The sequence below is a fragment of the Myxococcus sp. CA051A genome (assembly GCF_013336705.1).
Classification (GTDB): Bacteria; Myxococcota; Myxococcia; order Myxococcales; family Myxococcaceae; genus Myxococcus; species Myxococcus llanfairpwllgwyngyllgogerychwyrndrobwllllantysiliogogogochensis.
Genome location: NZ_JABUMS010000006.1, coordinates 80,338 through 100,752, shown reverse-complemented (window position 1 = coordinate 100,752; position 20,415 = coordinate 80,338). Strand labels below are relative to the sequence as shown.

The 20,415-nt window shown below is 68.4% G+C and carries 17 protein-coding genes and 1 tRNA gene; 9 read left to right on the top strand and 9 right to left on the bottom strand.

Going from position 1 to position 20,415, the window contains the following annotated elements:
* Nucleotides 1–36: 36 nt before the first annotated feature.
* From HUA74_RS18975 to HUA74_RS18960, 3 genes are all read left to right on the top strand, one after another.
* Nucleotides 37–1,566 carry an FAD-dependent monooxygenase gene (locus HUA74_RS18975; RefSeq protein ID WP_217443508.1) on the top strand — a complete coding sequence of 510 codons (1,530 nt, stop codon included), beginning with the start codon at nucleotides 37–39 and terminating at the stop codon, nucleotides 1,564–1,566.
* Between the two features lie 88 nt (nucleotides 1,567–1,654).
* A complete protein-coding gene (locus HUA74_RS45170) occupies nucleotides 1,655–2,779 on the top strand; it encodes a beta-propeller fold lactonase family protein (RefSeq protein WP_217443507.1) in 1,125 nt (374 codons plus the stop codon).
* Nucleotides 2,776–4,053, top strand: coding sequence for an MDR family MFS transporter (locus HUA74_RS18960; protein ID WP_371817262.1), 1,278 nt, complete (start codon nucleotides 2,776–2,778; stop codon nucleotides 4,051–4,053). Before HUA74_RS45170 ends, HUA74_RS18960 begins: the two co-directional genes overlap by 4 nt.
* Nucleotides 4,054–4,276: 223 nt before the next feature.
* Here the strand turns inward: HUA74_RS18960 and HUA74_RS18955 are convergent, their stop codons facing one another.
* The 5 genes from HUA74_RS18955 to HUA74_RS18935 all read right to left on the bottom strand — a co-directional run bounded on the left by HUA74_RS18955 (nucleotide 4,277) and on the right by HUA74_RS18935 (nucleotide 8,984).
* Entirely contained in the window at nucleotides 4,277–4,972 is a 696-nt protein-coding gene (locus tag HUA74_RS18955; RefSeq protein ID WP_371817261.1) for a HEAT repeat domain-containing protein, read from the bottom strand.
* Between the two features lie 503 nt (nucleotides 4,973–5,475).
* Nucleotides 5,476–6,072, bottom strand: a complete 597-nt coding sequence (locus tag HUA74_RS18950) for an imm11 family protein (RefSeq protein WP_174455622.1) — start codon at nucleotides 6,070–6,072, stop codon at nucleotides 5,476–5,478.
* 15 nt (nucleotides 6,073–6,087) lie between these two features.
* Entirely contained in the window at nucleotides 6,088–7,464 is a 1,377-nt protein-coding gene (locus tag HUA74_RS18945; protein WP_174455621.1) for an AHH domain-containing protein, read from the bottom strand.
* A 757-nt stretch (nucleotides 7,465–8,221) separates the two neighbouring features.
* Nucleotides 8,222–8,320, bottom strand: a tRNA-Sec gene (locus HUA74_RS18940).
* A gap of 40 nt (nucleotides 8,321–8,360) precedes the next feature.
* Entirely contained in the window at nucleotides 8,361–8,984 is a 624-nt protein-coding gene (locus HUA74_RS18935) for a TetR/AcrR family transcriptional regulator (protein WP_174455620.1), read from the bottom strand.
* A gap of 102 nt (nucleotides 8,985–9,086) precedes the next feature.
* Here HUA74_RS18935 and HUA74_RS18930 point away from each other — a divergent pair, with 102 nt between their 5' ends.
* On the top strand, nucleotides 9,087–10,094 hold the full coding sequence (locus HUA74_RS18930) for an NAD-dependent epimerase/dehydratase family protein (RefSeq protein ID WP_174455619.1): 1,008 nt from the start codon (nucleotides 9,087–9,089) through the stop codon (nucleotides 10,092–10,094).
* On the opposite strand, the gene HUA74_RS18925 is transcribed toward HUA74_RS18930, so the two are convergent.
* Nucleotides 10,048–11,121 carry a metallopeptidase family protein gene (locus HUA74_RS18925; protein ID WP_141645752.1) on the bottom strand — a complete coding sequence of 358 codons (1,074 nt, stop codon included), beginning with the start codon at nucleotides 11,119–11,121 and terminating at the stop codon, nucleotides 10,048–10,050. The genes HUA74_RS18930 and HUA74_RS18925 overlap by 47 nt on opposite strands.
* A 91-nt stretch (nucleotides 11,122–11,212) precedes the next feature.
* Here HUA74_RS18925 and HUA74_RS18920 point away from each other — a divergent pair, with 91 nt between their 5' ends.
* Together HUA74_RS18920 and groL are read left to right on the top strand one after the other, a co-directional pair.
* Nucleotides 11,213–11,569, top strand: coding sequence for a response regulator (locus tag HUA74_RS18920; RefSeq protein WP_174455618.1), 357 nt, complete (start codon nucleotides 11,213–11,215; stop codon nucleotides 11,567–11,569).
* A 169-nt stretch (nucleotides 11,570–11,738) separates the two neighbouring features.
* A complete protein-coding gene (groL, locus tag HUA74_RS18915) occupies nucleotides 11,739–13,391 on the top strand; it encodes a chaperonin GroEL (protein ID WP_141645753.1) in 1,653 nt (550 codons plus the stop codon).
* Between the two features lie 114 nt (nucleotides 13,392–13,505).
* Here groL and sinM read toward each other — a convergent pair whose 3' ends face one another.
* Both sinM and sinK read right to left on the bottom strand, forming a co-directional pair.
* The gene (gene sinM / locus HUA74_RS18910) at nucleotides 13,506–14,669 is read right to left on the bottom strand and encodes a signal integration modulator SinM (protein ID WP_174455617.1); all 1,164 of its coding nucleotides are present in this window, start codon (nucleotides 14,667–14,669) and stop codon (nucleotides 13,506–13,508) included.
* Nucleotides 14,666–16,177: a hybrid histidine protein kinase/response regulator SinK gene (gene sinK / locus HUA74_RS18905; RefSeq protein WP_174455878.1), complete on the bottom strand. Its 1,512-nt coding sequence runs from the start codon at nucleotides 16,175–16,177 to the stop codon at nucleotides 14,666–14,668. Before sinK ends, sinM begins: the two co-directional genes overlap by 4 nt.
* A 149-nt stretch (nucleotides 16,178–16,326) precedes the next feature.
* On the opposite strand from sinK, the gene HUA74_RS18900 reads away from it, so the two are divergent.
* Nucleotides 16,327–16,719, top strand: coding sequence for a demethoxyubiquinone hydroxylase family protein (locus tag HUA74_RS18900; protein ID WP_141645756.1), 393 nt, complete (start codon nucleotides 16,327–16,329; stop codon nucleotides 16,717–16,719).
* A 1-nt stretch (nucleotide 16,720) separates the two neighbouring features.
* On the opposite strand, the gene HUA74_RS18895 is transcribed toward HUA74_RS18900, so the two are convergent.
* Complete coding sequence (locus HUA74_RS18895) at nucleotides 16,721–18,100, bottom strand: diguanylate cyclase (protein ID WP_141645769.1); 1,380 nt, start codon at nucleotides 18,098–18,100, stop codon at nucleotides 16,721–16,723.
* Nucleotides 18,101–18,150: 50 nt separating this feature from the next.
* Here HUA74_RS18895 and HUA74_RS18890 point away from each other — a divergent pair, with 50 nt between their 5' ends.
* Both HUA74_RS18890 and HUA74_RS18885 read left to right on the top strand, forming a co-directional pair.
* Nucleotides 18,151–18,966 (top strand): chemotaxis protein CheW, encoded by an 816-nt coding sequence (locus tag HUA74_RS18890; protein ID WP_141645757.1) that lies wholly within the window; start codon nucleotides 18,151–18,153, stop codon nucleotides 18,964–18,966.
* Between the two features lie 117 nt (nucleotides 18,967–19,083).
* The gene (locus HUA74_RS18885; RefSeq protein ID WP_174455616.1) at nucleotides 19,084–20,376 is read left to right on the top strand and encodes a PleD family two-component system response regulator; all 1,293 of its coding nucleotides are present in this window, start codon (nucleotides 19,084–19,086) and stop codon (nucleotides 20,374–20,376) included.
* Nucleotides 20,377–20,415 lie beyond the last annotated feature (39 nt).

Sequence of the window (20,415 nt, the reverse complement as noted above, 5' to 3'; positions counted from 1 at the left end):
CTTCACCCCACCGCCGCCGTCCTCGTCAGGAGCCCTGTGTCGCCCGTCCCGAAGGTCATCGTTGTCGGAGCTGGACCGACCGGTCTGACGCTCGCCGCCGAGCTCGCCAGCGCGGGCATCCCCTGCCGCATCCTGGAGCGCCGCGCCCAGCGATCCTCGTGGTCCCGGGCGTTCGGCCTGACGCCGTACACGATGGAGCTGCTCGACATGCGCGGTCAGGCCGACGCCACCATCGAGAAGGGCCTGCCTTGGAAGCACGGCCCGTTGGGGGATGGGAAGAGCTACCTGGACTTCGGGCGACTCGATTCGCGCTTCCCCTTCATGTTGATCATGCCTCAGAACCGCACCGAGGAGGTGCTGGAGGCGTGGGCGCTGCGCGCGGGGGCCGAGCTGGTTCGCGAGGCCCGTGTCGTGGGGCTGCGGCAGGAGGACTCGGGCGTGACGCTCGACGTGGAGGGCGCGGACGGCAAGACGTGGAAGGAGCACGCCAGCTACGTCGTCGGATGTGACGGCGTGCGCAGCGCGGTTCGCTCCCTGTCGGGAATCGGCTTCGAGGGCATGTCGTACGACTGCTCGCTGGTCACCGCTGACGTGCGACTGAAGCACCCGCCGGATCCGCCCGTGCACGCCATCACCGGCGCGCGAGGCACCGTGGCGGTGTTCCCCTACGGGGATGGCACCTTCCGGCTCATCGTGTTGGACCGCGCGCGCATGCAGGTCCCGCTGGAGCAGGCCGTCACGCTGGAGGAGGTGGAGCAGAGCGTGCGCGCCATCCTCGGCGTCGACCTGGGCATTCACGAGCCGCTGTGGATGTCTCGCTTCCGCAGCGACCAGCGCCAGGCGGACCGATACCGCGCGGGCCGGGTCCTGCTCGCGGGAGACGCCGCCCATACGCATATTCCCTCGGGAGGGCAGGGGCTCCAGGTGGGCGTGCAGGACGCCATCAACCTGGCGTGGAAGCTGATCGCGGAGCTCCAAGGCTGGGCGCCGGAGGGATTGCTGGACTCGTACCAGGAGGAGCGCCATCCCATCGCGAAGGCGACCCTTCGCAAGACGGACCTCGTGTTCAAGTATGAGATCTCCAGCGCCGCCCCGTTGCGGCTGGTGCGCTGGCTCATCATGCAGTCGCTGAAGGTGAATGCGATCCAACTGCCCGTGGTGAAGGAGTTCGCGGGGCTGACGCTCCGCTATCCTCCACCGCGCGGCGCGGACGCGCACCCGCTCGTCGGGCGCCGCGTCCCAGACATCCAGATGGACCTCCCCCACGCGCGGCCGGTCCGGCTCTACGAGTTGCTACGCCAGCGGCGGTTCGTCCTCGTGGACAGGACTCTCGAGGGGCGCTTCGCGAGCGTCGTGGGGCATGGCTGGGAGGACCGGGTGGTCGTGGCGCGCGGCGGCGCGTGGGACCGCATCGACCTGCCCCCCGCGCTGCTCGTCCGGCCCGATGGCATCGTCGCCTGGGGCGTGACGCGCGCCGGCGTCCCGGGCCTGGAGGCGGTGCTCCACAAGTGGTGCGGCGGACCGACCGAGGCCTCCGTGCCCGCGCGCGCCGCGGCCAGCGCCTGAAGACTTCACCCGGGCCCGCTGTCAGGGCCCCCTGACGCCACATCCGTGTCGAGAAAGAGAAGACGCTGTGCTCCTGGTGGATCGTCTCATGTCGCGGCCCGAGTCCTGGGGCCGGTGCGTCCTGCTGTCAGCGTTGATGTGCCTGGTCGCGCTCGCCAGTCCCGCGAGCGCGGAAGGTGGAGCGACTGGCGGGCGCTTCGCCTATGTGAGTCACTTCTATACGCATGACATCACCGGGCATGTCATCGACCCGAGGACGGGGGCGCTCGGCGCGCTGCCGTTCGCCCCGTTCGCGGCTGGCGAGCGCCCGTCGTTCATGCGGCTGCACCCCAACGGGCGGCTGCTGTACGCGTTGAACTACTTCTCATCGAGCATCTCCGTCTACGCCATCGACCCGAGGACCGGAGCGCTGTCGCCCATCCCCGGCTCGCCGTTCTCCACCGGAGTGCGCCCCATCAACCTGGTGTTCACGCCGCAGGGCCGGTTCGCCTATGTGGCGAACTGGGGGGATGACACGCTGACGGCGTACTCGGTGGATGCGACGACGGGGGCGCTGACGCAGCTCGCGGGGTCCCCCCTCGCGACGGGGCCTCATCCGCTGTCGCTCGGGATGAATCCCCTGGGGCGGTTCCTGTACGCGGTCAATGATGTCTCGAACACCGTCACCGCGTATGCCATCCACCCGGTTACCGGGGCGCTGACGCCCGTGCCGGGGTCGCCCTTCGGCGCGGGGACGATGCCCTTCTCCGTGGCCGTCCATCCGTTCACGGGGGCGGTCTACGTCGCGCACGGCCTGTCCAGCGACGTCTGGGGCTACGCCGCGAATCCCATCACTGGCGCGCTGACTCCCGTCGCGGGCTCTCCGTTTCCGACGGGCGCGAACCCCGCGCAGATCAAGATTCACCCCTCCGGCCGCTTCGTCTACGTGGCGGATTGGGGGGACGGCACCGTGTCTGGCTTCTCCGTCCTTCCCGGCAGCGGTGCGCTGGTCCCGGTGCCTGGCTCGCCCTTCGCGGCGTTGGTGGGGCCTCGCTTCATCGCGTTCGACCTGGTGGGCGGGCGCATGTACCTGACGAACATCGAGACGGAAGGCCCCAACGTCTCGGTCTACACGCTCGACGCCGCGTCGGGAGCGCTGGCTCCCATCGTCGGCTCACCGTTCCCGTCGGGGTCGAGCCCCTCGGCCATCGTGCTCACCGGGACACCCCAGTGAGCGCGCCGCCGGGGAGGCTGAGGGCCCACGTCGCCGCGGTCCTGCGCCCCCTGGTGGGTGGCCTGCCCCGGACCTTCTGGGTGCTGTGGTTGGGGACGCTGGTGAACAGGCTGGGAACGTTCATCCTGCCGTTTCTGGCCCTCTACCTCACGGGGGAGCGGGGCTTCACCGTGGAGCGGGCCGGGCTCGTCGCGTCGCTGTATGGCGCGGGCGCGGTGGTGGCCGGGCCGCTCGGTGGAATGCTGGCGGACCGCGTGGGTCGGAGGCTCACCGTGGCGGGGGGACTCTGGCTGGGGGCGGGGGCGATGTTGCTGCTCGGTTTCTGCCGGGAGCCCGTGCACATCTTTGGCGCCGCCTTCCTCCTGGGCGTCGTGGGAGAGCTGTACCGGCCCGCCTTCTTCGCCATCATCTCGGACGTGGTGCAGGAGGTGGATCGCCCGCGCGCCTATGGCCTGCTGTACTGGGTGCTCAACGTGTCCACCGTGGTGTCGATGCCACTGGCGGGGTTCATGTCGAGGCAGGGCTTCCAGCTCCTCTTCATCCTCGATGCCTGCACGACGTTCATCTACGGCATGGTCATCTGGGTGTTGGTGCCGGAGACGCGGCCCTCGACGGAGGGCGTGCGCCAGACGCCCGCTGAAGTGGGCTCGATGCTGACGCCGTTCCGCAATCTCCGGTTCGTCGGCCTGGTCGTGCCCATCTTCGCGACGACGTTCATCCTTTGTCAGGGGGGCGTCGCGCTTCCGGTGGACCTGGAGTCGCGCGGCATGGACCCGGCGATGTTCGGCACGGTGATGGCGGTCAACGGGTTGATCATCTCCGTGGGAGAGCCGCTGTTGCTGCGCGCGACGGTCCGGGTTCGTCGCATGACGCTGCTGGCCTGGGGCGCGGTCTTCACGGGGGCGGGTTTCGGGCTGCATTCCCTCTCCGCCTCCGCGGGTCTTGCCGCCGTGGCCGTGGGGGTTTGGACGCTGGGGGAGATGATCCAATCCCCCGTGGCGCCCGCGGTGGTGGCGGACCTGTCGCCCGTGGATGCGCGGGGCAGCTACCAGGGCGCCTTCCACATGGTGTGGGGCCTCGCCACATGTGTCGCTCCCGCCCTCGGGGGACAGGTGCTCGGCCGGCATGGTGCGTTCGCACTGTGGATGGGGTGCCTCGGATTGGGGTTGCTCGCCGCTGTCTGGTACCTGGTCTTCGGCGCGCTCCTGCGTCGTCAGGTTCGTCCATGGGGCGAGCCCGGCGCCGCGATGGAGGCCCCAGGCTCCGGCCTCTGAGCGTGTGTGGGGCGGCGGTTCGTGAGGGTCGGGCGGTCGCGGAAGAGACCTGAATCCTCGGGGCCATGAGAGGAGGCCTGGGGCGACGGGACGCGCCGTCGTGCCCTCGACGTCTCCGATGCGCGCATGGCAGGCAAGGTTTTTGCTCTGGCAATTGCGTCAGTGTGTGTATTGAAGCGGGGTATTCCTACGGCCGATGTTCTGGCGACGTCTGCGTTTGGTTCTACAGCCCGAACCGGGAGATGACGTCATCGAGGACGCTCAAGAAGTAGCTATCCGCCTTGCCTGGTGAATCGCGAAGGGCCAGGAGCAGCGGATAGAATTCCGGGTTGCCTAGGGATGCAGCGGCCTCGAGCGCGTACACCGTCACCGGATTGCCACACAGCGCCGCGCGTACGGGCTCGACAGCGCGTGGGTCCTTGCGAGCCGCGAGACCTACGAGGGCTTCTCCGAAAATCTCTGAGTCCTCCTCACCGAGGCGCGCCGCGAGCGCATCACGCAGTTGCGGTGTGTCTACGTTCTCCCTCAGTGTTCCCAGGTCGAAGGTTGCCCAGTTCCGCACGTCGCGGTCCGCGTCGGACGAGAGCCTGATGAGTGCCTCGACAGCTTCCGGTGCATCCATGGCAGCCAGGCCGTGTACCGCGCCATACCGAGCCTCGGAAGTGGGGTGACTCGCCAGACGGATGAGCTCGGAAAGGGCACGAGGCTCCCTGAGGTGCCCCAGTGCAACGCCTGCTGACAGAAGGACAGCCGGGTCTTCCTCCCGCCGGAGCAGGCCCAACAGCGCCTCGCCACGCTCCTGCGTGAAGACGGGGACAGATCCAGGGCTACTCGCTCCAAGCTGGCCAAGGATATCCGCGCCGCGCCCCCGAGCCTTCGCGGAGGGAGCGTCAAGAAGGCGCAGGGCGGCGTCCAGCACGTCGCGCGTTCCCCGGAAATGCAGCACGCGGATGGCTGCCCAGGCACGCTCGTCATCCTCTTCACCCTCGAGTGATGCCTGGATGAGCGCTTCGGTGCTTCGCTCATCTTCACGTTCTGGATGACTCATGATGTCCCTGTGCGTGTCGAGGCTGCCGGCCGCCTGAGTTCAAATGCACGAGTGCATTGTTCATGTCGAGCGGGCGCTTCGATTTGGATTGAGCCTGTGGTGAATTGCGCTAACCGCGCGTCAATGCGGACTCTGACAGTGGCTCGGGTGACCCACAGTCAGGACACTGGATGTGTTTGGGTTAATCGCAGACATCTGCCTCATTGTTGCTTCGTGGAGTGTGAGCAGGGTCTGCGCCCAGTCCCTTGCTCGCAATGGTTAGCGTTTAGGGATTGAGGGTCGGCCGGTTTCCCTCTGGAGCGGGGCAGGTGGAGCGTCCATGGAGGTCCACCCGCGTCCGACCATCTTGGGCCCGAGGGTGGGAACGGCATAGGTCAAGGGCCATTGGCTGGCCCGGGGCCGGTTACGTCCGTGAACTTCGCGCCGGTGAGGCCCGCGCGCTCCAGGGCCTCCTTGATCTCCTCGGACACGATCAAGGCCACGGTCCAGCCCCAGGTGCGGAACACTTTTGCGCCTTCCGCCTTCGCCGTGTCGATGCGCATCCCGGACACCGAGGAGTACGTCCCCACCTTCTCGGGCATTCCGTCCTCCAGTGTCCAGTAACGCACCTCCTCGCACGCAGCGTCGTCGATGCACTTCACCAATCGGGTGGCGTTGAGGATGAAGTGCTGAGCCGGCTGGGAGTCGATCTCCACAGGGATGAGCTGCACGTCGTCGGGTGCCACCTCTGTGAAGAGGGAGGCCACGCGGGCGTGGACGACGGGGATGCTGAAGGCCGCGTGGGAATAGTCGAGCGGCTTGCCGGAGATCTTGATGGGGATCTTGATGCGCTCGTCCGACTGAGCCCGTTGCCCGATCCTGAACTGCCACGGGTCATCGAGTTTCCGGCCCTCGTGATCCAGAGGCTGCCCCAGCTCCCACCGGCCGGAGAGGTACACATCATCGGTCAACTTGAAGAACCGCTTCGGCATGAGGTCATTCTTCCGTCATTCGGTTCGGGTCACCAGCCGATTGAGCCTGGTCCCCTGCTTCGAGATCTCACGTGCCAACACACCGAGGATTTTCGTCAGCGCCTCCCGACAACGCTCGATGCTCTTGCAACTCGATGTTGCTTCGTCCAGCCGCTCGTAGACCTCCTCATGGTACTCCCTTGGGTGTGGCCCCTTGTGGCGCGGGACGCGGACCTGGTTCGCCGCATCGTCGAGCGACATGCCTGCCCGGTCGAAGATCTCCTGGTACCTTGGCGTCCAGGGCCCCCCGTTGTTGGTGGAGGTGCTGAACTTGTCGGAGGCGACGTGGTGCCAAGGGCCTTCCGTGTCCACTGGGGCCGTGCTAGCGGCGCTCGTCCCTCGTGCCGCCATGGCCAGCGCACCAGGAGCGAGCGCGATGGTGACGGCTCCCTCGGTGGGAATAGCCACCGAGCCCACTTCCGCGATCGCCGTGAACCGGAAGCCTCCCTGGAGATCGGCCAGCCGCACCGCCTGTGCCGAGCCCGGAAGTGCCGGTGCCTTGATCGCCAGCCCTGCGGTGCTCCCAATGGCGGCGGTCGCGACCATGATGAAGACGCGCGCCGCGTTCTCGCCCATGACCATGCCGTACTTTTCGCCAGCCATGCGTACCTCGTCGAAGGTCGTGGCGACCGCTACGTCCTCGGCAAGCTGCCGCCACCCCGCGACCAGGTTCCAAACGGTGTCCACCCCCAAGTAGGCGATGAGGCAGACCGTCAGGGTGGCGGCCACGCCCTTACTCACCGGCTCGGGCAGCAACCAGAGGCCGAGGTACACGGCCATGGCCGTGATGATGGTGTTCCGCACAGCGACCGGATCCACCATCTTTCCCAGCGCATCATGGGTCTCGTCCATGACCGAGCCCATTGCGAACTGGAGGGCCAGGGTGCGCTTTCCTTCTTCGCCAAGAGTGGGGCCGTCTTCCAGTAGATGCAGACAATCTCGGGTGCGCTGCGTCCGATCGCACCAGCGGCCGTAGGCGCGCGTGAGTTCTGAATCCGCCTCCGGCCTCCATGCCTCAATCGGTGGGAGGTGGTCGCTGTACGAGTCCAGTTCCGAGCCAACAGACACGAGACCGATGCGCCCTCGTGCGTCTGCGTACGCATCATTCGCAGGGAACCAGAACAGCCGCCGAGCGTCCGATCGAGGCTGCGTGGACCCGGGCACATCTCGGCCCAACTTCGCCACGGCCTCTTCGAAGTCGTCTTCGTTCAGTTCCACCGGTCCCGCGTCACCGGAGCGTGGAGTGAAGGTGATGGGCTTGCCCGGACCCGTGTCCAGACGCACCGATCTTGTCGCGCTACTGCACCCGGCCAGCATCACGAACAGTAGGAGAATCGACGATCGTGGCAGCATGCGGAGCCCTCCTGGCGCTGGCTCCCATCGCTCGGGAGCGCATCGGCAGCGCAGGGTCGGGTAATACCAGATAGAACTGACAGGTGCTCCGGGCTGACACTGCCTGTGATGGAGCGGGTGGGGCCGACGGCGTGCCTACCGGACCGTCACGCCCGGGCGCGAGATCGTGCGCAGTCAGCTCGGTCCCCATTGCTGAGCGCGAACGTCCCTCGGGTTGCATCACCGGCGTCGCCTCTGCTTTCAACACGAAGCGATCAGCCAACTTGAGAGTGATGAGAGCCTTTGCCGGACGGTCAGGGTCTTCAGGGATGTGCCCATCTTGAACGTCAGTGATGCACTCAGGCGCAGGCCTGGAGCCCAAGGAGGCAACGGGCGTACATTTTGTGGGCAGTGTTGAATCTATTGTGAGTTATTCCAATCCGAGGTCCAGCCGGGTTGGATGGCGATAATCCAGGTTTAACCCAAAGTATGGTGTTCCTTTGATAGGTTCAAATCCGAGTCGCCCCCAATACTGCTGAAGCTTTTTACGCGCGGCAAGCTGGTGGATCTTCGAAAAGCTGGAGAGCGAGGGGTCGGTCCTTCTGTTGATGTCGAACTGAAGCGGGAAGGGTTTGCAGATAACAAGTCCGCAGCCTCTTCCAAGGGTTTCGATGAAGCGAGATGCAACTGCAAGCCCAAGGTTATGTCATGTGCAGAGGCTTTATTTGGATTGTCCCATGGTCCAGTCAAGGCTGCGCCAGAGAACTCAAGGGATACATGGCGGTAGGGCACGGGAATCGAACTCGCCAGAGACGTCTCTCAACGCCTCTCACTGGGTTTGAAGCCCAGGCCGGCCACCAGGTCCGGAGGCCCTACCGTGGCCGATTAGTGCCGGGCCTTCCCAGCTCCGTCAACGCTCACCGTGCCGCTGGCTTCAACCCCGGCAGCCCATGCACCAGCGTCTCCGTCAGCGTCTCTCGCAGCTCCTCCGCGGACGTCTGGAACGCCGCGCACGTCAGCTTCAGGCTCACGATGCCGTGCAGCCCCGCCCACAGTGCCTCGGCCAGTCGCCCCGGGTCCGCCTCGGTTGCCAGTCTCCCCGCTGACTTCAGGTCCTCGAACACCCGGGCCAACAGGCCGAAAGCGCGAGGCCCCGCACCGTCCGAGTCGCCTTGGAAGAGCTCGGTCGACAGCCTGGGGTCTTCCATGAAGATGAGTCGGTACGTTTCCGGGTGCTCCAGCCCGAACCGCACATAGGCCGCGCCCATCACCGACAGCCGCTCCAGTGGCTCCGCCACCGCCGAGCCCGGCTCCAGCGCCCCCAACAGCTCCCCGAAGCCCCGCACGCACAGCTCCCGGGCAATCGCCTCCCGATTCTCGAAGTGCAGGTACAGCGTCGCGGGCGCGTACTCCACCGCCTCCGCCAGCTTGCGCATCGACAGCGCGCTGAACCCCTCCTTCACCACCATGTCCCGAGCCACCCGGAGGATCTGCTCCCGCAGCTCCGCCCGCTGCCGCTCCTTGCGCTCCGAAATCCCCATGCCTCAACCCTAGGGCTTGACGATTCGAACGGCCACCAGTAAATGAACGGTGTTCACAGAACGGCGTTCATAAAAATCTCGATGTTCTAAACGGAGCGCATCATGGACGGCAAGGTGGCGTTGTTCGGAGCCTCGGGAGTCATCGGGCAGAGCGTGGCCAACGCGCTGAAGGCGCAGGGGAGGGCCTATCGGGTGGTGGGCCGCTCGAAGGTCTCCCTGCAGGCCGAGTTCGGCTCAGACCCGCTCGCGGAAATCGTGACGTGGAACCCCGAGGACCCGGCGTCGGTCCGCGCGGCCGCCCACGGTGTCGACACCCTCGTCTACATGGTCGGCGTCAACTACTGGCGGTTCCACCTGCACCCGGTGCTGATGCGCAAGACGCTCGACGGAGCCATCGCCGAGGGCGTCAAGCAGGTGGTCCTCATCGGCACCGTCTACCCCTACGGCCTGCCGCGCACGACGCCCGTCAAGGACGACCACCCGCGCGAGCCCAACAGCTTCAAGGGCCGCATGCGCAAGGAGCAGGAAGACCTCCTCCTGGCCGAACACGCCGCCGGCACGATTCGCGGCACCATCCTTCGCCTCCCCGACTTCTACGGCCCCGGCGTCGAGCTCAGCTTCCTGTACCGCGCCTTCGTCGCCGCCGTGGACGGCAAGCGCGCGCAGCTCATCGGCCCCATCGACTCGCCGCACGACTTCATCTACGTGCCCGACGTGGGCCCCGTGGTGACGAAGCTGATGGACGAGCCTCGCGCCTATGGCCGTTCCTGGAACCTCGCCGGCGCGGGCGTGACGAGCCAGCGCAAGCTCGTCGAGGAAACCTACCGACAGGTCGGCCGCCCCACGAAGGTCATGACGATGGGGAAGGGGATGATTCGCCTCGTCGGCCTCTTCGACCCGTTCATGCGCGAGCTGGTGGAGATGCACTACCTGCACACCCAGCCCGTGCTGATGGACGACTCGGAGCTGCGCCACCTGCTCGGCGACGTGCCCAGGACGCCCTACGCCGAGGGCATCCGCCAGACGCTCGCCGCCCTGAAGCAACGGCGCGCGGCCGCCGCCGTCAGTCCAGCCCCCGCAGCCACAGGTCGTCCTCGTCCAACCCCATGAGGTGACCGACCTCGTGCATCACCGTGATTCCAATCTGCTCGATGAGCTCCGCGCGCGTCTTCGCGAAGCGCTCCAGGTTCTTCTGGTACAGCACGATGGACGCCGGGAAGTGGTCATACGCGTTCGTCACGCTGCGCTCGCCCACGGGCGTTCCCCGGAAGACGCCGAGGATGCTCGGAGACAGGGGAGGGGACTGCCCCAGGAGGTCCTCCTCCGACGGCAGGTCCTCCACCGCGATGGTGACGTTGTCCAGGTACTGCTTGGCATGCTGGGGCAGGGCCTTCACCGCGTCCTCCACCGCGCGGTCGAACTCCGCCTCGGCCAGCTCCACGGGGGGCGGGAACTCCTCGGACGCCAGTGACTGGGCCTTGGCGAAGCGCTTCCTGGCCTCCTTTTCGTCCCCCCGCCGTTCCGCCATCAGCCCCAGGTAGTGGTGCGCCCACGCCTCGTCGGACGCGTCCTTCAGCACCGCCTCGAAGCCCGCGCGCGCGTCGTCGAAGCGGCACAATTCGAACAAGGCGATGCCCCGCTCCAGCCGCGCGTCCACCGAGCGCGGCACGTGCCCCAGCGCCGCGTCCAGGCTCAGCAGGGCCTGCTCGGACTCACCCATCTGGTTGAGCCCCATGCCCTCCAGGAGGAGGAACTCGTAGAGCATCTCCACGTCGTCCTCGCGCTGGGCCAGGCGCTTGCCCCGCGCGCACAGGCCCAGGCCTTCCTCCACCGCTTCCCGGTCCTCGCCGGCCCGGCAGACCAGGCAGTCCGCGGCTCCCAGGAGGATTTCCAGGTCCTCGGGGGCGACCTTGAGGGCCTGGCCATAGGCGCGGCCCGCCTCCTCCAGCCGTCCAAGCTCCGCGAGCGCCGCGGCCCGGTAGTGCAGGGCCTCCGGCAGCTCCGGCGCGTCCGAAAGCAGACCTTCCACCTGTGCCAGCGCCGCCTCGATGTCACCCGACTCGAAGGCGTCCGACACCGCCTCCAGCCGCGCCGTCGGGTCCCCCGACCCCGATCGCTTCCCGGTCCGCTTCTCCATGGCCCGGCTCATAAGAAGCCCCGCTGTGCGTTGTCAACGACGGGTGCGGCTGTTACGTTCCGCCGCCCGTGCTGGTGCGGCGTTCCGTCCCGTGAACATCCTTGTCGTCGACGATGATCTCGAGCTGTGCACCTTGCTCTCTCGCTTCCTGGAGATGCATGGGTACACGGTGTACTCGGCGTCGGATGCGCTCCAGGCGCTCGACATCCTCGAGCGCAACCAGGTGGGCATGGTCATCACCGACTTCATCATGCCCCACATGGACGGCATCACCTTCACCGAGCAGCTGAAGGCCGATCCGCGCTTCCAGGCCATCCCCGTGCTCCTGATGACGGCCAGCACGGACGGGAACATCACCGAGCGCGGCCTGCGCAAGGGCGTGGCCCTCACGCTGAACAAGCCCCTGGACATGGGCCAGCTGCTCACCTTGATGCGCTTCGCCGAGTAGCCCCCGAAAAGGCTCCTCCCCGGCACGCGTCGGGCCGTCCGCTCGCCCACACGTCCGCCCTTCCTGGTTGACATCGTTGGGCTGACCCTTATGTTGGCGCTCGCCAGGGTCGAGTGCTAACGACCTGCGTAGTATCCACGAAAATTCCAAGTAACATCAGGAGGTTGCGATGGCAGCGAAGGAGATTTTCTTCCACCAGTCCGCGCGTGAGGCCATCCTGCGAGGCGTCCGGACGTTGTCGGACGCGGTCGCGGTGACGTTGGGTCCCAAGGGCCGCAACGTGGTCATCGAGAAGAGCTTTGGTTCGCCCACGGTCACCAAGGACGGCGTCACCGTCGCCAAGGAGATCGACCTCGAGAACCGCTTCGAGAACATGGGTGCGCAGATGGTGAAGGAGGTCGCGTCCAAGACCTCCGACAAGGCGGGCGACGGCACCACGACGGCGACGGTGCTGGCCCGGTCCATCTACGAGGAGGGCCTGAAGCTGGTGGCCGCGGGCCACAGCCCGATGGACCTCAAGCGCGGCATCGACAAGGCGGTGGAGGTGGTGGTGGCGGAGCTGAAGAAGCTCTCCAAGCCGACCTCCGACAAGAAGGAGATTGCCCAGGTTGGAACCATCTCCGCGAACGGGGATGAGACCATCGGCACCATCATCGCGGACGCGATGGAGAAGGTGGGCAAGGAGGGCGTCATCACCGTCGAGGAGGCCAAGGGCCTGGAGACGACGCTCGAAGTGGTCGAGGGCATGCAGTTCGACCGCGGCTACATCTCTCCGTACTTCGTGACGAACCGTGACCGGATGGAGGTCGTCGCCGAGGACCCGTACATCCTCATCAGCGAGAAGAAGATCTCCTCGATGCAGGACATGGTCCCCATCCTGGAGCAGGTCGCGCGCTCCGGTAAGCCCCTGCTGCTCATCGCCGACGACATCGAGGGCGAGGCGCTGGCCACGCTCGTGGTGAACAAGATCCGCGGCGTGCTGAACGTCTCCGCGGTGAAGGCGCCGGGCTTCGGCGACCGTCGCAAGGAGATGCTCAAGGACATCGCCACGCTGACCGGCGGCATGGTGGTCAGCGAGGAGCTGGGTCACAAGTACGAGAACCTGACTCTGAACGACCTGGGCCGCGCCAAGCGCATCACGGTGGACAAGGACAACACCACCATCGTCGATGGCAACGGCAAGAAGGAAGAGATCGAGGGCCGCATCAAGCTGATCCGCGGCCAGATCGACACCGTCACCAGCGACTACGATCGCGAGAAGCTCCAGGAGCGTCTGGCGAAGCTGGTGGGCGGCGTGGCCGTCATCAACGTCGGCGCGGCCACCGAGACGGAGATGAAGGAGAAGAAGGCCCGCGTGGAGGACGCGCTGCACGCGACTCGCGCGGCCGTCGAGGAGGGCATCGTCCCGGGCGGCGGTGTCGCCTACCTGCGCACGCTGCCGGCGCTCGAGCAGCTCAAGCCGGGCGGCGAGCAGAACTTCGGCGTGGATATCATCCGTCGCGCGCTCCAGGAGCCGCTGCGGAAGATCGCCAGCAACGCGGGCGTCGAGGGCGCCGTGGTCATCAACAAGGTTCGCGAGGGCAAGGGCGCGTTCGGCTACAACGCGCGCACGGACACCTACGAGGACCTGGAGAAGGCCGGCGTCATCGACCCGACCAAGGTGGAGCGCACCGCGCTGCAGAACGCGGCCTCCGTCGCTTCGCTGCTCCTGACCACCGAGGCCATGGTCGCTGAGCGCCAGAAGGGCAAGTCCAAGGGCGGCAGCGGCGGTGGTAGCGGTGGCGGCATGCCGGACTACGGCGGCGACGACATGGAGTACTGAGCCACGCTCCGCGTCCCGGGCCCCACGGCTCGGGATGTGGCGGGTGAGCTGGCCTCGGCCCCGGATGCCTCTTTCGAGGCGCCGGGGCCGTTGTCTTTCGTAGGGGATGGAACTTCAGGGAACGCGGCCGACGGCGCCCCCGGTGCCGCTCTCCTGGGATGTGAAGAGCAGGGTGTCGCCGTCCGCGATGAGTCCACCCGGGCCGGTTCCCTCGGGGCCGACCGCGTCGGAGGTGCCGGGAGGACAGCCCCGGGTCCGGCGCAGGAAGGCGGAGGAGCGGGGCACGGCGTCCTTGAAGTAGACGGCGCCGTTCAACTCCACCGGGAACAGCGGGCCTTGCAGGCCCTCCGCGAGCACGCGGGCCTCGCCGCCAGCTCGGGGCCGCTTGAGCAGCCGGCCGGTGCCTCCGCTGCCCTCGGTGATGAGGAAGTGCGTGGGCGTGAGCTCCAGCGAGGTGCCCGTGGTGATGCTCGCATCCACGCGCTGGGCCGGCGTGTCCAGGTCCAGCGGGACGCGGTAGAGGCCTGGCTCGGTGCCTCCCGTGACGAGGAACCACACGTCGGTGCCGTCGATGCGCGCGCCACGGACCTGGGTGTCGACGGTGCCCTCGAAGAGCACCAGGGATGAAGGCGTGGCACCGGTCGTGTCGACGCGGACGAGGCGGCGGCGCCCCGTCGCCACGACGAGGACGTCCTTTCCGGACAGTCGTCCGATGCGGATATCGGTGCCCCCCGTGATGACGCTGTTCAGCGAGGACTCGATGGGCACCGTACCGCGCTCACCCGTGGCCTTGTCCACGCGCCAGAGTCCAATCTGGTCGAGCACGTAGATGTTCTTCGCGTCCACCGCGATGGCATCCGGCGCGAAGAAGCCTTTGGCAACGGAGGTCGCTCCTCCGCCAGCTCTAGGAAGGCGAAGGATTTGTCCCTCTCCTGCCGGGGCATTGGGCCGCAGCGAGTGCGACTCGGAGATGTAGATGTCCGTCGCGTCCACGGCGAGTCGGCGGGGGTTGTTCAGCCCGGGCACGAGCAGGGACTCCCGCACCGACGGAGGTGGCTCGCAGCTTCCCGCGTCCTCCTCACCGGGCCCCGCGTCGGCGCCCGTGCCGCCGTCATCCCCCGAGCCGCCGTCGCCAGGGTCCACGCCTCCGTCTGGCTGCGTCCCCGCGTCCGAGCCCGAGTCCTCCGGGCCGCTCGCGTCCGGTTCGCCCTGCACCGGGGGCTTGTTTGAGGAACACGCCACACCCAGCAGCAGGACGGACAGGAGCGCAAGCCTCATGGGACGCCTTTCTTGAACGCGCGGCTCAGCTCACGGCTCAGCGCAGTGGTGTCGGACAGCAGCTTGGGCAGACAGGCCGAGGCCCCCGCGCGAAGCGACTCCAGCGCGGTCTCCATGGTGAGGTGCTCGGCCAGCACCACGAAGGGCGCTCCCTGGGCCATGGCCTTGCCCAGCTCCAGCGCCTTGCGCCCATAGGCCGGCGCGAAGTCCCAGGACACCACCACGCCCGCGGGCGGCTCCAGCGCGATGAGCTCCGAGGTGGGCAGCACGCGGGCTTCCAGGCCAATCAACTCTAGCGCCTCGGCGATTTGCGCGGCGGTGGCGGGGTTGTCCTCCAGCACGTCCACGCGCTTCACCTGGGCCGCGGCACCGGGCTGTGTGGGCGGCGCCGCCAGCGTGGAGCGCAAGAGCGTGCGCACCTCGCGAATGTCGTCGAAGGGCTTGAGCAGGTAGTCCACCACGCCCAGCTCCAGCGCCTGCTGTGTCGTCACCAGCGACGGATAGCCCGTCATCAGGATGACCCGCGACGTGGCGGACAGCCGCCGCGCCTGCTGCGCCAGCTCCAGCCCGGACAGGCCCGGCAGGTTCTTGTCCGTGACGATGAGGTCCACGGGCGCCTCGCGCAGCAGGTCCAACGCCTCCTCGCCGCTCGCCGCCTCGATGACCTCGCACTCCTTGCCCATCAAGTCGCGGAACACCATGCGGATGATGGTCTCGTCATCCACCACCAGCAGGCGCTTGCGCGGCCCGGGGGCCGTCTCCGAGGCGGGGAATTGCACGCGGAACACCGTGGCCGGCGCCGGCACGTCCCGCAGCGCGCCCTGCGGCGCGAGGTCGATGCGCGCGTGGTGCTCCTCGGCGATTCGTCGACACACGGCGAGCCCCAGGCCCGTACCGCGTTTGCTCGCGGTGACGTACGGCTCGAAGATGCGCTCGCGCAGCTCGTCGGGGATGCCCGGGCCCCAGTCCGCCACGTACAGCACGGGCGCCGAGCCCTCGCGCGTGAGCACGACCTTCACCCGTCCACGCCCCGACATGGCGTCGCGCGCGTTGTTGAGCAGGTTCAGCGTGAGCTGCTCGATGAGGCGCGAGTTGCCCTGGACGGAGATGTCCTCCGGGGCCTCCACCTCCAGCGAGATTCGCGCCGAGTCGGGGTTGACGCTGAAGAGCTTCGCGGCGGCCCAGATGGGCGCCGCCAGGGACAGTCGCTGCTGCGGCGCATGTCGCTCGCTGGCGAGCCGGATGAAGTCGGAGACGATCTGCTCCATCCGCTCCACCTGGGACATCAAGAGGCGCAATGGGCCGGAGGGGCCGCCGTCCTCGGCGAGCAGCTGGGCATAGGCCTTCACGCCGAGCAGGGGCTGGCGCAGCTCGTGGAGCACCTCCGCGGCGAGCTGGGTGGCGTGGAGGCCGGAGCGTTGGAGCGCCGCCGCGGCCGTGCGCGCGGCTGGCAGGTCCCCCGCGTCCAGGGCCTGGAGCAGTTGGGCGAGCGGCGCGGGAATCTCCATGTCGGGAAGCATGACGGAGGCGGCCCATCCCACGCAACGCGCCTGGAGGGAATCCGTTGACCGGCCCGCCGGGGACGCGGATGCTTCCCGCGTTCTTCCCGCGTCGCCCAGCCTGCTGGACGCCGTCGCCCGGCCTCGGAGGGCCTCTCATGCCGCAGACCGACCCGTTCCACTCCCTCGTGCCTCGGAAGATGACCGACGCCGAGCTGGCCCGCTCCATCCGGCTCAACATCGAGGCGGAGCTGGACGCCATCAACCTCTACGCCGCCCACATCGACGCCACCGACAACGAGGAGGCCAAGGCCGTCCTCCGGCACGTCATGGACGAGGAGCGTGAGCACGCCGCCCTCTTCTGGCAGCTCATCGCCCGGTTGGACCCCGAGCAGGCCCAGCACGCCCAGGAGGCGGTGGAGAAGTTCAAGCTCATCATTTCCGGTGCCCCGCATGAGTCGGTGGAGGCCGTGGGCAAGGAGGGCGCCAGCGCCGAGGCGCCGGAGCCCAGCATCGTCAAGCGGCTCACCGTCGGCAGCATGCGGCCCTGAGCTAGGTGCCGGTGCTTCCCTGGCGACGTTCGGCTGGGGGGGCTTCCAGGTCCTGCGCGGCCATGTAGACGACGTTCCGGGTGCCGCGCTTGCCGCGGTACATGGCCCGGTCCGACAAATCCAGCAGCGTGGCCTTGTCTCGCGTGTGCTCGGGGAAGCTCGCCACGCCGATGCAGGTGGTGAGCTTGAGCGACAGCCCCTCGCGCGCCAGGAACCGATGCGTCTCCATGGTGCGGCGGATGCGCTCGGCGACCTTGAGGGCCCCGCCCGAGTCGGTGTTGCGCAGCATCACCACGTACTCGTCGCCGCCGTAGCGCGCCACGACGTCGTGGTCTCTCACGCAGCCCTTCACCACGCGCGCCGTCTCCACGAGCAGCTTCGAGCCGACGAGGTGGCCGTGGTTGTCGTTGATGGACTTGAAGTGGTCCAGGTCCAGGAACAGCAGGCTGAAGGGGCGGTGCGTCTGGGGCGCGTCCTGGAACTCCCGGTCCAACATCAGGTGCAGGTAGCGCGTGTTGAACAGGCGCGTCAGGTCGTCGATGTACGCCAGGTCCTCGACGGCCGCGAAGCGACCCAGGTTGCGCAGCGCCAGCGCCCAGTTGCGCACCAGGTAGCTGGCGGCCTCGGAGGCGCTGCCCTCGCTGTCGCGGGCGTCCGCGTAGAAGAGCACCGCGTGCCCCAGCACCGCGTCGCCCTCGACGGCGGGGAAGGTGAGGACTCGCTGGAAGGGGACGTCCGGCACCTCGAGCTCGCGAGGGGAGCGCGCTTCCAGGAGCTGCTCGCGCAGCCAGGCGACCACCGTCTCCTCGGCGCCGGTGGGCAGCCCGCGCGTGCCCTGCGTGCGCAGGCCCACCGCGGCGTCGCGCTCCAGCAGGACGATGGCGTTGGCGGAGCCCATGGACTCGAGCGCGCCGGTGGTGGCGGTGGCCAGCTTCTCCCGGTCCAGCGTCGTGGCCAGTCGCTGCCCGGCCTCCAGCAGCGCGACATGTCGGCGCAGGGAGGCGTTCTCCCGCATCAGGTCGCGGGTGGTGAGCGCGCGGCGCACGGCGTGCTGCAGGGCTTCTGGTGCCACGGGCTTGACCAGGTACTCCGCGGCGCCGCTCTTGATGGCGCGCACGGCGGGGTCCACCTTGTCGAGGCCGGTGATGACGACGACCTCCACGCCCGGGTGTCGCTCCCGCACGTGCCGGAGGACCTCCATGCCGTCGCCACCGGGGAGGATGAGGTCCGTCACCACCGCGTCGAAGCGGTCCGCGGCGAGCGCCTGTCGGGCCTCGTGGAGCGTGGCCACCGCCGTGACGGTGTGCCCCACGGCCGTGAGGTAGTCGCCGTAGAGGGTGCGGGCGATCTTTTCGTCGTCGACGAGGAGGATGCGCGCCATCTCCCGCATGGCTTAGCACCATCCATCGGAACGCTGCTAGGGTCGCTCCCGTGTCGCCCTTCGAAAGCGGTCGCCGACTCTGCTTGCTCGTCGAAGCCGGGGAGACCCGTTATGCCGTGGAAGCCACATCCGTCATGGAAGTGGCGATGCCTGGCTCCCATGGAAGCAACCTGCGAGGCGTGCTCGAGGTGAAGGATCTGGCGGCGCTGCTCGGCGGCGCGCCGGAGCCGGACGTGGGCATGGTGGTGGTGCTCGACGTGAGTCCCACGCTCGCGGTGCGGGTCCGCTCGGTGGTGGAGGTCGCGGATGTCGCGCGCGCGCCGTTCTTCCTGTTGCCTTCGGGCCTCGCGGACTCGCTGGCGCCGCTGAGCCGGGGCGCGGTGCTCCACAAGGAGCGGCTGTACCTGGAGCTCATCGCGGAGGCGCTGCCGCACCGGGTGGGGCCTCGAGCCACGCCTGCTCCCCCGCGCCCCGTGCACTGGGCCGAGTCCGTGCCCGAGCGGGCGCTCGTCTTCGAGTCACAGGGGCGCCTGTTCGGCGTTCCCCTGGCCTTCGTGTCCCAGGTGGTGGAGCGGGGTGAGTCCTTCAGCGTCCTGCCCGTGCAGAGCGGACCGGTGGCCGGTATCTTTCCGCATGCCCAGGTCCTGTGGCCCATCTGTTCGGTTCCCGCTTTGCTGGGGGCTCCCCCCGCGCCCGAGCCATTCTTTCTCCTGGCGGAACTGGCGGGGCGTAACGTAGGGCTGACGGCCACGCGAGTGCTGGGTGTCCTGCAGCGCTTCGAGCCGGACGACACCGCGGGAAGCTTCCGCGTCCCTGGATTGCCGGAGCCAGTGCTGTTCCTTGACCTGCAGCGCATGTTTTCTTGATCGTCCCGGAGCGCAAACCGTAAGCTGCCGGGCTTGATACCGTGCCGTGAAGAAGGTTTTCTCGGCCGGATTTCTCAACGAATTCAGGGGGGTCGACGCCCCCGAGGCCCGATACCGATGCCCAAGAATCTGCTGGTCGCCGATGACTCGCTCACCATTCGCAAGGTGATCGGCATGATCTTCGCGACCGAGGACTTTCAGGTGACCGCGGTGGACAACGGGCTGGACGCCATCTCGCGCGTGCGCGAGATGCGCCCGGACGTCGTCCTCGCCGATGTGACGATGCCGGGCAAGAGCGGCTACGAGGTCTGCGAGGCGCTGAAGAACGACCCCGCCACCCAGGGCATCCCGGTGATGCTGCTGGCGGGCACCTTCGAGGCCTTCGACGAGAACCGGGCTCGCGCCGCCCGCGCGGACGACCACGTCACCAAGCCCTTCGAGAGCCAGATTCTGCTCGACAAGGTGAAGGCGCTGGTCGGCCAGAAGTCCAACACGCTGCCGGCCTCCATCGCCACGCAGGTGATTCGTCCTTCCGTCACGCCCGCCGCTCCGGTGGCGCCGCAGCCCGCGCCCGTCGCGGCGCCCGTGGGTGCCCGTCCTGGCATGCCGCCGGGGCCGGGTGCGCGTCCTCCCGGGCCGGGCATGCCGCCGGGGCCTGGCATGGCGCCGCGCCCTCCGGGTCCTGGCATGCCGCCGGGGCCGGGCATGGCGCAGCGTCCTCCGGGTCCTGGCATGCCGCCGGGGCCGGGTGCGCGTCCTCCCGGGCCTGGAATGCCGCCGGGGCCGGGTGCGCGTCCTCCTGGGCCTGGAATGCCGCCGGGACCGGGTGCGCGTCCTCCTGGGCCGGGCATGCCGCCGGGCGCCGTCGCGCGTCCGGGTGTGCCGCCTCCGCCGGGTGCTCCCGCGCCGGGCATGCCTCCGCGTCCGGGCATGCCGCCGGGCCCTGGGGCTCCGGGCATGGTGGCCCGTCCTGGCGCTCCGGCTCCGGGGATGCCGGGGGGGCTGCCGCGTCCTCCGGGCGCCACGCCGCTTCCTCCCATCCAGGGGGGCGCGCCGCAGCCTGCGGCCCGCGCGAGGGATCCGTTCGGGCTGGGCGCTCCCGCCGCTCCGGCTCCCGTGGCCGCGCAGCCCGCCATCAGCATCGAGGACTCGCTGCCCGACACGAGCGGCGCGGAGGAGATCTCGCTCGACATGGGTGGGCCCGTGGCTCCGGCCGCTCCGGCGCAGCGGGGGCCTCCGGTCGCCCGTCCCGCGGCGGATGGGGGCGAGGCCCTGCTGCGCGAGGCGCTGTCCAAGGCTTCCCGTGAGGTCATCGAGAAGATTGCCTGGGAGGTCGTACCGCAGCTCGCGGAGACGATCATCCGCCAGGAGCTCGAGCGGCTGATCAAGGACCGAGAGACGCAGCACTGAGGCGAGTTTCTCGCCGCAAACCTCCTGACTTCCCCGCCG